Annotated in this window: 5 protein-coding genes; 2 read left to right on the top strand and 3 right to left on the bottom strand. The window is 56.2% G+C overall.

Features of this window, described 5'->3' with window-relative positions:
* Position 1: 1 nt before the first annotated feature.
* The 3 genes from CEE69_RS28465 to CEE69_RS28455 are packed head-to-tail and all read right to left on the bottom strand — an operon-like array spanning position 2 to position 4,925.
* Complete coding sequence (locus CEE69_RS28465; protein ID WP_099263927.1) at positions 2-892, bottom strand: efflux RND transporter periplasmic adaptor subunit; 891 nt, start codon at positions 890-892, stop codon at positions 2-4.
* Positions 889-2,910: a preprotein translocase subunit SecA gene (locus CEE69_RS28460; protein WP_099263926.1), complete on the bottom strand. Its 2,022-nt coding sequence runs from the start codon at positions 2,908-2,910 to the stop codon at positions 889-891. The genes CEE69_RS28465 and CEE69_RS28460 overlap by 4 nt, the downstream gene beginning before the upstream one ends.
* Complete coding sequence (locus CEE69_RS28455) at positions 2,907-4,925, bottom strand: TolC family protein (RefSeq protein ID WP_099263925.1); 2,019 nt, start codon at positions 4,923-4,925, stop codon at positions 2,907-2,909. Before CEE69_RS28455 ends, CEE69_RS28460 begins: the two co-directional genes overlap by 4 nt.
* A gap of 334 nt (positions 4,926-5,259) precedes the next feature.
* Between CEE69_RS28455 and CEE69_RS28445 the strand changes: the two genes are divergently transcribed.
* On the top strand, positions 5,260-12,144 hold the full coding sequence (locus CEE69_RS28445) for a DUF4347 domain-containing protein (protein WP_099263923.1): 6,885 nt from the start codon (positions 5,260-5,262) through the stop codon (positions 12,142-12,144).
* Positions 12,141-15,119, top strand: coding sequence for a response regulator (locus CEE69_RS28440; RefSeq protein ID WP_099263922.1), 2,979 nt, complete (start codon positions 12,141-12,143; stop codon positions 15,117-15,119). The genes CEE69_RS28445 and CEE69_RS28440 overlap by 4 nt, the downstream gene beginning before the upstream one ends.
* The last annotated feature ends 165 nt before the right edge of the window (positions 15,120-15,284 follow it).

Genomic DNA, 15,284 nt, shown 5'->3' with positions numbered 1-15,284 from the left:
GCTAGCGAACCGCAGGCGAGAGAATGACCGGGGCGTCACTGATACGAGCTGGTTTCGATTGAATGTTGCGAGCGGATGCTTCTACGTCCAACCAGCAAACCACGCCGCTGCGGAGCGTCCGATTTTCGTTCGGCAAGACGACTCGAACGCGAACGGTGCCCGATTCGGCAGTCGCGACGGGCGAGATGTGTTCCAGAGTTCCCAAGACCGCTTTGCGTGATCCACCCACGCGAACGACGACGGATTGCCCATCTGACAAACTATCGATCCGTCGCAGTGGCACCGAGAAAACGGCTTTCAAACGATCCAGTTGAACTAACTGCAGCAGGATCGGGTCGGTTGGCGAAACAAACTCGCCGACTTCTTTGGCCAGAGCGATGACGACGCCGTCGGACGGTGCCAAGATCCGGCGTTGTTCCAGCTGGCAGATAACGCGTTGGTATTCAAGTGCTCGCACGGAGAGTTCTTCAGTGACACTTTGCAGTCGAGCGAGGGCCTGCCGATGATCGTTCTCGGCGCGTTCCAACTCACGGGGCGTCGCGTTGCCTTGCGTGAACAAGCGGCGATAGCTTTGGACCTGTTGTTCCCGAATGACCACTTCGGCTTCGGCTGCCGTCTTGCCACCAACCGCGTCCTTCGCGGCTCGTGATACTTCCAGTGTCTTCCGCAGCAAGGCGTCATCGAGCTGGGCCAAAACCTGGCCTTCGCGAACTTCGGCGCCTTCGCGAGCTTTCAGTTCGGTGACAACACCCATCTCCGACGACGAGACTTGAATCCGTCGGTAGGGTTCGGTGAAGGCTTCGTACTCGTCCGCCGTCGCCGTGCGAGAAAGGCCAAAGCACTGCACGCTAACGATGACGCAGAGCGTCGCTGTCAATTTGCGGTTCATCATCCTGCATCCAATGCATGAAGGTGTGGGGCGGGATCATGGCTCGATTGAGCTTTGCGAACCAACCCGCGATCTCGTTCATCTGCGTCCAGCAACTGACGACGCGCCACAGCGGCCCGCTTTGCTTGCCGCCTTTGAATTGAGGCGATTTGCGACTCGACTGGAAACGTTTTGATTTGGTCGGTGACGATCGCACGCCGGATTGCTCGGCCCACCCAAGGGGCCGCTTGGCCGACCAAGTTGTCTTCGGCGGACAAGAAATTGCGACTGCTGCCCGGGTCACCACATCGAGCGCAACGGCCAATCAGTTGTCGGTCGACACGCGACGAACGATGGTGTTCCGTCACGATCACATGCAGTCCACCTTTTGCCGCCACGTCGGGATGCAACCGAATGTCCGTGCCCCGTCCAGCCAAATTCGTTGCGACAGTGATCGCACTCGGTTGCCCCGCACGAGCAATGATCTGAGCTTCTTCAGCGTTTTGAAGTCCGTTGAGCAGTTCGCAAGTGAGCCCTTGGCGGCGGATTTCCGCGGCAACCTGTTGGCTGGTCGCGATGTCCAGTGTGCCCACCAAGACGCACCGACCTGAGTTTGCGATGCTGCGAGCTTCGTTGGCGATCGCGGCGAACTTTTGTTCGGCGGTGAGGCTGACGTGAGTGGGCTGAACCAATCGCTTGGATGGCAATCGTGGATCAACGGTTTGCACAGTCAGGCCGTAAACGGACTTCAGTTCTTCGCGACAATCGCTCGCCGTACCAGTGACTCCGGCCAGGTAATCGTATGAATGATAGAAGCGTTGACGCGTGATCTTTGCAAGCGATTCGCTTTCACGCTGGATCGGCAGCTCTTCTTTGGCTTCGATGGCCTGCTGCAATCCACCGGACCAAGTCCGGTCTTCATAGATTCGGCCTGTGGATTGATCGACGATGCGAACAGATTCGTCATCGATCACGTAGTCAATTTCGCGGCGAAGCGTGTGAGTGGCTTGCAACGCGAGTTCAACGTATTCGTGCCAAGGCCGCCGAAGCGAAGCGTCCGACCAATCGTCAATGGACTGATAGGCGAGATCCAACCCGGCGTCAGTGAGTTCAACTTGTTGCCCAATTGTTTGAAAGTCGACGCAGTTGCGGAGCGAACGAGCTGACTTCAACGCGTGTCGATGAACTGCGGCGTCGTCGGCTTCGCCTGGTCGAGTTCCTGACAACAGCAAAGGAGACATCGCGTCGTCGATCAACACATGATCGATTTCGTCGACCAAAGCGACCGCCAGGCCACGTTGCAAATGAGGTGTCGATGACTCGGAACGCAATCGTTTCATCAGCTTCGAGCCGGGACGCTGGCGTGCGGCGGTGTCCATCGCCAATTGGTCGCGAAGGTAGTCAAAACCAAAGGCGTGACCGGGGCCATATGTCACGTCAGCACGATACGCCGCGTGGGTTTGCTCGGCAGACGCGTCTTCGGGCAAACAGCTCGATTCGATACCAAGCAAGTTCCAAGTGTCGCGAAGTTCATCGTGATCGCGTTGGGCCAAGTACGCATTCGGCGTCGCGATGTGAACGCCTCGGCCGGGCAAGGCTGCGATCAAAGATGCAACGAACAAGGCATAGGTTTTGCCTTCGCCAGTTTGCATTTCCGCCACGCCACCCCGTCGTGACATCAACCCCGAAGAAACGATCAATCCCGCACGCAGTTGAACCTCGAACAGTTCGATGCTGTGTGTTTGCTCAATTGCATCCGCCGCCAAAATCAACGCGTCGGTTAAGCACTCGTCCCAGACAGCGTCATTCGGGTGCGATTGGTCGCGAGCTGAATCCGTTTGTCGCTGCAGCAATCGATAGCGAAGCGACTGCCATCGATTCGCAAGATCGGCTCGCGAAGATTTGGTGCGTCCAGACATCTGGCTGCGAGCGGATTGCAGGATCGACTCGATGTCCAGCTTTGAACAACCGGTCAAACGTGCGGACCAGGGCGAGAAGACCGAATTGGAATTCCAGCGTACGGCGTTGTGGAGAAGGCTCATGGTGAGTTCCACTCCTCCGGTGTCGGCAGAACCAATTCTTCGCTTTCAATCATCCCGCCGAAAGGTTCTGGTTCCCCTTGGACCACCATGGAAACTTCGGTCGGAACGGGCGAAACATCCGCCACGTCGCATACCAACAACACGCCCATGGCTTTGCGAAGGGTGACCCATGACAAGGCGTGAGCGACTTGTGATCGAACCAAACCGCGTTCTTCGTCCGCTAATCGCTCTTGAGCATCCAACAGGTTTTCGATCAGCAGAATCGCGTTTTCGTTCGGGTCCGGTAAATGTGTCCAACGCTGACGCAAGTATTCCACTTCGCGTGCCGCAGCAACGGTGGATTGCTGTTTGGCAATCAGTTCGTTGAACAAGGTCTGGGTTTCGCGAACGGCGATTTCGACTTCGGTGATCGCTGCTTCGGTCGTTTGTTGGAACTCGGCGTAGGACCGCGTCCATTCCCATCGGTTGCGACGCAGACGAGCTTGGTTGGCTCGGTTGCCCCAGGGACGTTCAAAGATCAAGCCGGCGGAGTAGGTCGGCCGGCCTTCGCTGAATTGTCGGCCGATCGCGCCAAAGGTATTGGTGCCCGTTTCCAATCCAGAAACATAAGAACTGAGCAACAGGTCCAATCGTGGCAGCACTTGGTTGCGAGCGGCACCGACACGTGTCGACACAGCATGCATTTGTTGCAGGCTTTGCACGATGTCCGGACGATTGTCCAGAGCGGTCAGCGTCGCATCTCGCGTGCTCAGCTCGATCGACTGCATCAACGGTCGCTCAACCGGCACCATTTCGAACTGAGAAAACTGTGCGAATTGCCGATCGCCCGTCAGCAAACGCAATTTTGATTGAGCGTTTCGGATGCGGGTTTCGATTCGAACCAAATCGGCTCGTCTTTTTGCGACCGCGACGTTGGCACGCAGGATTTGCCGTTGTTGCGAGTCGACTGCGCCACGGGCTTGCAGAACGGTTTGCATCTCCTGCGCACTGGCCAGCAACCGATTGCGTTGCAACCATTCGGCGCGGGCTTGATAGAGTTCCCAGTACGCGGTCGTGACATCGACCAAGTGCGTTTGAATCTCTTCCCGGACTTCGCTGTTGGTGATTTGCGCGTCGATTTTCGCCAGGATGACTCGCGTGCGATTGACCGCTTTGCCGTGATCGCGGAGCAAGGGCTGCGAGAAGTTCAGTTCCAACCGCGAGGTGCCTTGCGGGTTGGGAATGAGGAACGTGGAGTTGTTGTTTTGATAGCCTCCACGCTGCACGACTTCCAGGTTTCCGCCACCGGTCAGTTTCTTGCGAACACCTGCGGAGGAAGCAAACAGGTTGTCGCGGAAGCGTTCGGATTGGTCGCCCGTGGTCAGTTCGCTACCGACGGGATCGTTGGTGTCGGTGTAGTTGGCATCGAGGAATGTCAGCGGGTCAAATTGTGCGTCAGCGATGACGATGTCGGTCATCGAGATCTGCGGCTCGGTCAGCAAACTGCGGACATACGGCGAGGCAATCAATGCCGTCTGCGCCAATCCCGATGCGTCGACCGAGGTGTGTTGTTCTGCCAAACCGAGAGGTTGTGTGACGTCCGCGTCCCACCAAACAATCTGTGGGTCGAGCTCACTGATTTCACCCGCGATTGATGGACCAGCCGACAACGCCGGTGAATCTTTGAACCAACAATTTCCATCCGATTCAGCTACGACGTCGTTTTCAAGGACGCGATCGCGATACCGGTCGACTTGATGAGCGTACGGGCCACTCGAGATGGCATTGGGAATCGGCAGGTGAACCGCTTCGTGAGATCGATAGGACGCGGAGACAGGATGACGCGAATGACCATCCGGATGAGTCGGCGTTTCTGCCCGCAGTGCCACGTGTATTGGGCCGACCAGAGTTCCCGTCAGAATGATGGATAGAAGCCATCGGTTTCTGGATGAAGTGTATTGGCGTACCGCCCGCCGTAGCTTGCGCGAGCGCAAGCCATCCATCATGGCGGTCGTCGGTTTCACAATTTGTTTCATCAATTCGATCGGGCAGGTTGGATCTGAAAGAAGGTTCCTTCTGCAATCCAGACAAGGGGCATTTGGGAGATCGACCGGACTCAGTCAACGAATCAGCCGCAAAGAGGCATTCATCCGGCACGATCGGAACCTGGCGCCGAATGAGTGTTGCAAGCCGCACAGATTCTCCAGCTGCCAAAGAAAACTTGCCTTCCCCAATCTGTTTTCCAGGCCCGGTGGTATTTTGTCGCCTACGTTTCGGCGGACGACCGGCCCACACCAATGGGTTGTACCGTGAACAAACGTGCCTCGAAGACGTTGTCCCTTGTTCGAGTGCCGTCGTGCGAGGTGTCTGATGTCAAAATTCGCGAAACACTGGTGGCAGCGCTGCTGTCTGAGGGTGGATCACGTCGCGACCCTGGCACAGCAATCCACTCGGTCACGCGGGCCCGCGGCGTATGGCAAGCGATCGCCAAAGATCAGCACGCTCGAGCCAATGGTGTTGTTCAGTGCGACGCCGATTGATCCGGCCATGATGGACGCCTCGGCAGGCGATGGTGCAGCGGCCGCCACGGTGTTGGAGATTCCGTTGGATTCGGAAGCCGAATCACAGCAAAGCACCACCTCGTCGAGTGTCCAAAACCCCGAGCAACAGTCGGCATCGGTCGCCAGCGAAATCATCATCATCGATGCGTTGACACCGGAACTCGATGCTTTGCTCGAAGACTTGCGTTTGCATCGAGCCGACAGTGAGGTGTTCGTCCTGGACGCGAATCGCGACGGGATCACGCAGATCACTGAGATTCTGGAGTCACGCTCAGACGTCCGTTCATTGCAAATCATCTCGCACTCAGAAGACGCGTCGGTTCGGCTCGGAAATCTGTGGCTCGGAGCTGACAACCTGGACGCCTATGCGGGCGAGATAGCCTCGTGGCAGCATGCGCTGACATCCGATGCGGACATTCTTTTCTATGGATGCGACTTGGCCGAGGATGCGTCAGGAAGAACGCTTGTTGATTCGATTGCGGCGCTCACCGGAGCGGACGTGGCCGCCAGCGATGATGACACCGGACACGTGCGCTACGGTGCCGACTGGGATCTGGAATACGCCACCGGTGTCATTGATGCGGACATCGTTGTCAGCGAAGCATTCCAGGAGTCCTGGCAACACAAACTCGCAACGATCACGGTGACGACTTGGGTCGACGAGTCCAACGACAATGGCGAAATGTCACTACGCGAAGCGATCACGCAAGCGAACGCCGGAGCCGGTGGCGACACCATTGTCTTTAGTGCATCGCTGGATACGTCGACTGTCTTCAAACTCACTCGCCAACAAACGGAAGACGACGCGAACTCGTACGGTGACCTCGACATTCTGAAGGATGTCACCATCGTCGGTCATGGAATCAACACCACCATCATCGACGCGGGGGAATTGAGTCGCATCTTTGATGTTCGCGGTGGGACGTTGAGGTTGTCGGATGTGACGTTGCAGGGCGGGAATGCCTCGGGCGACATGGGCGGTGCAATTCGGGTTGAGGCACCATCTGCTGGGCTGGTTTTGCAACGTGCTCTGTTGACCGACAACACTGCGACGGAAGGCGGAGCGATTGGTAACAAAGGTACCATCGAACTGACCGATGTTGCGATCATCGGCAACGGCGGTGTGAATGGCTACGCCACCAACACGGGCGGCGGCATCACGAACCGAGGAACCGCGACGTTGAACCGGGTCACTTTGTCGGGCAACGTGGCAACGGTTGGTGGGGCGATCTTTGTCGAATCGAGTGCGACTTCCATTTCATTGACGAATGTGACGGTGAGTGGAAACACGGGGGCCAATGCGGGCGGCGGCCTCTACACGAAGGTGAATGCGGATATCGTTCATTCCACATTCACTTTGAATTCATCCAATATTGGCGGGGGCATCTTCGTCGAAGCTGGTACGACAACCATTGCCAACTCGATCGTCTCCGGCAACACGGCCACCTCGAGCAACCCTGACGTCCACGGGGCATTCACCTCCAACGGTGGGAACCTCATTGGCGATGTTGGATCGGCTTCCGGTTTTGGCAGCGATCTGGTTGGGGCAAACGTGGACCTGGAGGCACTCGCGAACAATGGTGGCTATGTCCAAACGCACAAACTGCAGGGCAGCAGCGCGGCCATTGATGCGGCGAAACCGGAGGACGCGGTCGGCGAAGACGCACGGGGATACAGTTCGCTCGACGGACGACTCGACAGCGGATCCTATCAAGCCCAGGCTGGCGTGATCGATCGCATCTTTTGGATAGACAGTGGGACAGATGAGATTCAATCATCCAAACTGGATGGGACCGATGTCCAAACAGTCCAGAGTGGATTGTCAAACCCAGACGAATTGTTTGTGGATTCCGTCAATCAACACATCTATTTTTCAGAACCGGATAGCGATCGCATTCGCCGTGTTAACTTTGATGGGACAGGACTGGTCAATGTCCACACGGGACTGGATGAACCCCGCGGCATGGCGATCGATCTCGCCAACGACAAAATCTACTGGGTCGAAGATGGTGACTCATACAATGCCGTCAAACGTTCGGACCTGGATGGCGGGAATACGGAAACGCTTGCTTTGGTGACGGCGGGCCTGAACCTCACCAAACCAGACGACATCAAACTGGACCTCGTCAACGGCCATGTCTATTGGACGGATGAACTGACGAGGAAAGTCGAACGCATGGACCTAGACGGGTCCAATCGCACAACACTCTTCACTCACCCTGGTGGATTTGGCGCCGCAGTCAATGGATTGACGCTCGACATCGCCAATGACACGCTCTACTACTCCGTGTCCGCAGGAGCATCCAGTGCCATCTGGCGAGCAGATCTGGATGGATCCAATCGCAGCAAATTGATCGACTCGGACGTGGACACTCCAGATGGGTTGGCGATCGATCACCTCAACGGAAAACTCTACTGGACCAATTCCGGATCGTCTGACATTTCCATGTCCGACCTGGATGGCAGCAACGTTACCAGTCTCAGCATCGCCGGTTTGGATCATCCCAAAGGAATTGGCTTGGGTGCGTCACAAACCAATGGGGCACCGATCTCGCTTGGTTTTCAACCCAACGAAGTCGCTGAGAACACAAACACCACGTCCGGCCTGAGCGTGGGCGTTTTCTCAACGATCGATGCCGATGAAAACGAAACGTTTACTTACACGGTCACCGGTGGTGCGGATGCCGCGAAATTCTCGATCGGCGGCGGAAATTCAGACGAGTTGATTTTGACCGACGGAGTGTTGGACTTCGAAAGTCAGTCGTCCTATACCGTGGTTGTGAATGTCGAGGATGCAGAGGGCAATACAGCCACGCAAACAATCACGATTCGTGTGGGGAACCAGTCCGAAATCGATGGTTTGTGGTTCACCACGGACAACGATGTGAGCGAGTCGAGTGTCGCTGGTCTAACGAACTGGGGCGAAGACCAGGTCATTCAAGTCAGCGACCCTGGATTGACGCTGGATGGGAACGGGGGAACGACTTCCGGAACCGCGTCCACAATCGGTTTCCGTCTGGAGAACTTTATTAGTGACACCGATGTCGGCATCTCCGGCATGCATGCGGTTTGGTCCGGTCTGAGCGTTGGGACGGGGGCGAATAGTTTTGAGTTGCTAGCTGGAGACCTGATCTTTTCGATCGACCAGAGCGGCATTGATTTCTCGAGCGAAACGGAACCCGACAAAGAGTTTGATCGGGAAGACGTGATCGTGTTCCGAGCATCCACGCCGGGCGACTACACCTCCGGTGACTTCTTTTTCTTGCTCGACAATCCGCTCAACGGTGATGATGTCCGAGGCATCTCGCTGGTGGAGAGCGTAGGCGGCGTTACTGTGGGCGACACGACTCTCGCTCAAGGCACGTTTCTGTTATCTCATTCCGGTGGCAGCGAGCATGATCGTGTCATCACCTACCATGCCGATACGGTCGGCGAATCCAATACGTCAGGTACCGCGGCGGTTCTGATTGAAGGAAGCGATGGTGGAAATCTTGGGTTCACAGAGAAGATCGTTGGTCTGCATGTCGTTGAGTCCAGCACAGCGATCGGGGGCGTCGCTGTTACGGCAGGCGATCTATTAATCTCGGTCCACGCGGGAAGCGAAGCAAGCACAACCATTGGTGGCGTGACGGGAACCAACCAAGATGTTTTTCGCTTGACCATGACCTCCACTCGGATTGGCGGAAGCACTTCCGTGGCCAATGTCGAGTTGCTGTTCGATGGATCGGACATTGGTTTGAATCAATTGGATAATCAAGAGATCAATTCGCTGACCTTCGTCGAGGCAACTTCTCCCAACACGCCCATCGGAGCGGTTTCGGATGTCGATGCAGATCCCGACAGTGTCGACGAAGATGCTGAAATCGGAGACGCCGTTGGCATCCAGGCCTCCGCGACGGACGCGGATGGCGAAGCGGTGACTTACAGCTTGGTGAGTGATCCTGATTCCAAGTTCGCCATTGATTCAAACACCGGAATTGTGACGCTGGCGGCCGCGTTGGATTACGACGTGGAGACGGAGCACAGTTTTACGGTCCGCGCAACCAGTGCTGACTCTTCGTTTACCGAAGAGACCTTTACGGTTCAGGTCAACCAAGTGAATTCGGCTCCATCCTTTTCCTTTACCACTGTGCTGTCTTCCATTGCAGAGAACGCCGACCTGACCGGTGGTGTGCACGTTGCGAACATCACGCTCAATGACGATGGCCTGGGAACCAACACGTTCAACCTGCTCGGCACCGACGCCGCCTACTTTGAACTACGAGACTCCGACACAAAGTTGTATTTGAAGGATGGCGTGACGCTCGACTTCGACACCAAAAGCACCTTGAATGTTTCGGTGTCGGTGGATGATGCCACAGTGGGTTCCTCTCCAGATGACACCGATCCGTTTTCGATCACCGTCACCGACGTGAACTCGATCCCAGTGGTGACGCTCAGCCAAGACGGCATTTTATTGCCAGAGGACACCTCAACGGGTTCGCGAATCAAGATGGCGGACATCAACGTGGCTGATGACAACACGGGTACGAACGTCCTGTCCTTGTCGGGCGACGACGCGGCTTTGTTTGAGATCGACGGAACCGAGCTGTTTTTGAAGAGCGGCACAAACCTCGATTTCGAGACCGCACCGACTCTCACTGTGACGGTGAACGTGGATGATTCGTCCATCGGCAGCGGCATCGATTCCTCGACGGACTTCACGCTGACGGTCACGAACGTCAACGAAGCTCCTTCGGTGAGTCTGTCCAATCAAGTCACGACGGTCAGCGAAGGTGCGGACCTGTCCTCCGGCATGAAGGTCGCCGACATCGTCGTCACGGATGATGCTTTAGGCACCGAAACGTTTGCGCTCGTCGGAGCCGATGCGGCCTTGTTCCGCATCGATGGCACGGAACTTTGGTTGGTCAACGACGCTGCGTTGGATTTCGATAGCAATGCGACGCTGGACGTGACAGTCGAAGTCTACGACGCGAGTTTGTCCGCCAGTGCTCTGGACAGCGTCGCTCATTCGATGTCCGTGACGGATGTGAACTCGTCGCCAACGGTGAGCCTGAGCCAAGCAGGAACTTCGCTTGCGGAAGACACCTCAACAGGCACTCGAATCAAGATGGCGGACATCATCGTCACCGACGATGCCACGGGAACAAACGTGCTGTCTTTGTCAGGCGACGACGCATCCTTGTTTGAGATCGACGGAAACGAATTGTTCTTGAAGAGCGGTGCGAACCTCGATTTCGAGACCGCACCGACCCTCACTGTGACGGTGAACGTGGATGATTCGTCCATCGGCAGCGGAATTGATTCCTCAACAGGCTTCACACTGACCGTCACCGATGTCAACGAAGCACCCAGTTTCACCCTCGTTACTCCGCTCACACTTGTTGCGGAAGATGAGGATCTCTCGGGCGGATTGAAGGTTGCTGATTTGGATATTACCGACGACGCACTTGGTGCCGAAGCTTTTTCATTGAGTGGCGATGACGCCGCATTGTTCGAAGTGGTCGGCACCGAATTGCGGTTGCGAGCTGGAATCACCCTCGATGCGATCACGAATCCTAACTTGGACGTGACCATTGATTTGGATGATGCGAGTCTCGGTGGAGGTTCCGAGGACACCGAATCGTTGCAGATCCAAGTCACCACGACGAACACGCCGCCGACGCTCAGTGATTGGCAAGACAACTCGCTGGCGGGACAAACGGTCACCGTGCCCGCTTCCGTTTTTAACGGGCTATCCGACGATGTGGATGGGCAAGTCCTCACGGCTCATTTGAGTGCCGGACCGCTGGTTGGGGTCTTGGATCTGCAAGCCGACGGCAGCTTCACATTCACACCGCCGCCAGGATTCATTGGTTCCATATCATTCGAATGGACCGCGTTTGACGGACGACAACACAGTGCAGCGGCGACGGTGACGCTGACGTTCTTGCCCGTGCCAGTCGTGCCGCCCCCGCCTGCACCGACCCCACCGGAGGACACGTCTGGTTCCAATTCGGACGCATCCGATGCTGACTCCAACGACTCCAGCAACGATTCCGACAACGGCGATAATTCGGAAGACAGTTCCAGCGATTCGGAGTCGGAATCCACAAACGAAAGCGACTCGGCAGAAGTCGCCGTCGGCATGCCCAACGCCGCCACAACCAATCCCGATGGAACCGCACAACAGTCGGGGCAACCCGGTGGTGCTGAAGAAGCATCGACGGAACTCGAACGGATGAATGCGAGTGTCAACGAAGCGAGACTGGCGCAAGAGGCCGCCGAACGTGAAATGCAAATCGATAGAAACCAGCTTGGTCTGACGCAATCGGGCGGTCGAGTCCAGCGTTTGGATCTGGACTTCGATTTCGGATCCGACGGCGTCGCGATGACATCCATCGACTATGCATTGATGACCCAGCCCGGTGAAATGTGGGACCAACTGGACAATTACCAACAAAAGGTCAATTCACAGATCAAAGGTGACTTGATCGTTGTCGGTACCGCCGGTGCCGCGGCATCGAGTGTGACCGTGGGTGTTGTTGCTTGGGCCCTGCGAAGTGGATTGTTGTTGTCAGGTTTGATTGCCCACATGCCTGCTTGGAGCGCGGTCGACCCGTTGTTGATCATGCAAGGATTCTCTGGAACCGGTGACGGAGAAACACTCGAAGAACTCATGGACCGCCACGATAAAGCGATGACAGACGAATGATTAGTCTCTATCAGCGTATCCCGATTCGCATTCGGATTTCACTTGGTTTGGTTGGTCTGATGGCCGGCAGTTTGCTCGTGGCTAGCGCCGCCGGTTTCTTTCCCAATGAACAAGAAGAAATTCTGCATGGTCGTGCGCGTTTGTGCGAATCGCTGGCAATCAGCGGCACCGCCATGGCCAGCCACGGTCAAGTCGACTCGTTGCGAGTCACGTTGGAATCCGTCGTTCATCGAGACCCTCAAATTCACTCGATCGGTTTGGTCTCCAGCGAAGGCAAGTTGCTCGTTTCGGCTGGTGAGCACGAGCAGTTCTGGGACGACAGTCTCGAAGACGACGTCAATCAGATGCAGGTCCCCGTGTTCCGCTACGGAAAACAATGGGGCGAAATGCAATTCGCGTTTGCATCAACCGGAGGTTTGTTCGGGCTGAACTATTGGGCTCCCGCTTGGTTGTTGATCGTCTTGATTCCCGCTTGTTTGATTCAGTTTTCATTCTTCTTGAAGAAAACGCTGGAGAGTTTGGATCCCTCCGGGGCCGTCCCGACGCACGTCGAGAACGCGCTGGATACCATCACGGTCGGATTGGTTCTACTGAACTCGAAAGGCCGCATTCTGTTCACCAACCGTCGTTTAAACCAACTGCTGTCGCAAGAACCGTCCGAAATGATGGGCAAGAAGATTGACGATTTGGAATGGCAAATGATCGCAGACAGCAACGATGTTTTGCCATGGGAAGAAGCCAAACAGAAAGAGGATTCGGTCATGGATCGAATCCTGCAGTATGACAACGATGGTCGCATGCTGACTTTCAGCGTTAACTGCACGCCAATCGCCGGGCAAGGTTACCTGGTGACGTTCGAGGACATCACGCTGATCGAAGAGAATAAAGTTGCTTTGGCGAAAGCACGCGACGCAGCGGAAAATGCCAACGCAGCCAAAAGCGACTTCCTGGCCAACATGAGCCACGAAATCCGCACGCCGCTCAATGCCGTGCTCGGTTTCACCGATGTGTTGCGTCGTGGTTTGGTGTCCAGCGGTGACGAAGCCGTTGACCATCTCAACATGATTCACCGATCCGGTGCTCACCTGCTGGAGCTGATCAACGACATTTTGGACTTGTCGAAGATTGAATCTGGCCACCTGCAAACCGAATCAATCGATACCAATCTTGACGACATCGTCACGGATGTGGCGAACACGTTGAAGGTCAAAGCCGATGAGCAAGGCTTGGATTTGAAAGTTGATTTCCGGACAGCGATTCCGCGAGTCATCCAGTCCGATCCAACTCGATTGAGGCAAGTCATCACGAACCTGGTTGGCAACGCGATCAAGTTCACAGAGAGTGGATCCGTTTCGATCGTGACCTCCTTGCTGAAGACGCCATCGAACTCCATCGAAGGCTATGACCCGATCGTTCGAGTCGACATCATCGACACGGGGATCGGGATGACGCCGGATCAACAAGCCAAAATCTTTGACTCGTTTGTCCAAGCCGATAGCTCGACAACTCGTAAGTTTGGCGGGACTGGATTGGGGCTGTCCATCAGTCGTCGTCTGGCCGAAGCGATGGGCGGGGCGTTGACCGTGCACAGCGAGATTGGGATCGGAAGCACGTTCCGCGTGGAGATTCCAACCAGCGTGGCCAGTTTGAAGGACATGGTCAGTCCAGAAGAATTGGCACGTTTGGCGCAAGAAAAATCAGCCGGTGCGGTCAGCTCCGAGCTGCTGCGGTTGCCATCCAAACGCGTCTTGATCGTGGATGACGGTGAAGCCAACCGTCGTTTGATCGAACTGGTGCTCAAACGTGCCGGAGCGATGGTGATGACCGCCGAAAACGGCCAAGAAGCCCTCGACATGATCGCCGAAGGCGTCCAAGCCGGGCATCCGTACGAGCTCGTGTTGATGGATATGCAGATGCCCGTTTTGGATGGGTATTCCGCGACGGAACAATTGCGTGAGCGGGAAGACACGACCCCGGTCATCGCGTTGACCGGTAACGCCATGCGTGGCGACCGAGAGAAATGCATCGCCGCCGGTTGTGACGACTTCCTTACCAAACCAGTCAACTTGGACGAGTTGTTGCAAATGGTGTCGCAGTACTTGGGAGAGGTCGATCCTGGGACCCTGGCCAATTCGAACGTCTTGGCAGCTGGGACAACAACGCCGTCGGTTCCAAGCGGAACGCGCGTCTTGCCCTCGATGCAATCGCCGACCGCTTCGACTCCGGCATCCTTGTCACTGTCTGATTCGCAACCTGCCACGTCGCCCAACCTACCGTCGTCGGCCATCGTGCCAACGTTGCCAATGGACGACGAAGACTTCCGAGCGATCGCGGGTGACTTCGTTTCGCGACTTCAATCGCGATTGGACGGCATCGAACAAGCGATCCAAGAGGCGAAGTTTGACTTCGTGCACGGCGAAGCTCACTGGCTCAAAGGTGCTGGCGGAACGGTCGGCCTGGACGTCTTCACCGAACCAGCTCGAACGTTGGAGCAAGCCGCCAAAGACGAGTCGTCCGACATCGCTCAATCAATCCTGAGTCAAATTCGCGAGCTGCATGGCCGCGTCGCGATTCCGGGAATGGACTTGTCTCAGCAATCCAGCGCGGCTGACCTGCTGAGGGCTTCCGCGGTTGCGGTCGATCCGGCGACAATCGTCAATCCGATTCATTGTGCACTTCCGTTGGAGGACCCTGATTTCCACGCCATCGTCTCCGACTTCATTGGACGGCTCGACTCACGCTTGATCGACATGCGAGACGAGCTGCGTGAGCAACGCTTCAGCGATCTAGAACTCAGTGCTCACTGGCTGAAGGGAGCTGGCGGAACGGTGGGTTACGGGGATCTGACCCAACCGTCGCGTGACCTGATCGAGGCCGCACTGGCGGCAAGCCCGACGGATTGCGAATCGTACTTGTCACAAATCGAATCCGTGCGGTCACGGATGATTCTTCCCGAACCTCTGCCAGTTGGCTAGAGAACGATCCGAATCGCAATGCATTTTCGCAGCCCTTGCAACCGTTAATACCGCCCGCGTCGTTCGGGGGGCGAAAAGCAATCGTCGCCAAATTTTTTCGCTTTCGAGTGCGTTCCGCACAATGAGCAATCTTTTTGAACAGCCACCGGCTTTGCTCCAACTGAA

The organism is Rhodopirellula bahusiensis (assembly GCF_002727185.1).
GTDB classification, from domain to species: Bacteria; Planctomycetota; Planctomycetia; order Pirellulales; family Pirellulaceae; genus Rhodopirellula; species Rhodopirellula bahusiensis.
The sequence above is the reverse complement of the archived record's forward strand: the minus strand, read 5'-3'. Positions and strand labels throughout refer to the sequence as shown.

Coding starts and splice junctions, on each gene's coding strand:
- CEE69_RS28445 (WP_099263923.1), top strand. CDS start 5,260: ATGTCAAAATTCGCGAAACACTGGTGGCAGCGCTGCTGTCTGAGGGTG.
- CEE69_RS28465 (WP_099263927.1), bottom strand. CDS start 892: ATGATGAACCGCAAATTGACAGCGACGCTCTGCGTCATCGTTAGCGTG.
- CEE69_RS28455 (WP_099263925.1), bottom strand. CDS start 4,925: ATGAAACAAATTGTGAAACCGACGACCGCCATGATGGATGGCTTGCGC.
- CEE69_RS28460 (WP_099263926.1), bottom strand. CDS start 2,910: ATGAGCCTTCTCCACAACGCCGTACGCTGGAATTCCAATTCGGTCTTC.
- CEE69_RS28440 (WP_099263922.1), top strand. CDS start 12,141: ATGATTAGTCTCTATCAGCGTATCCCGATTCGCATTCGGATTTCACTT.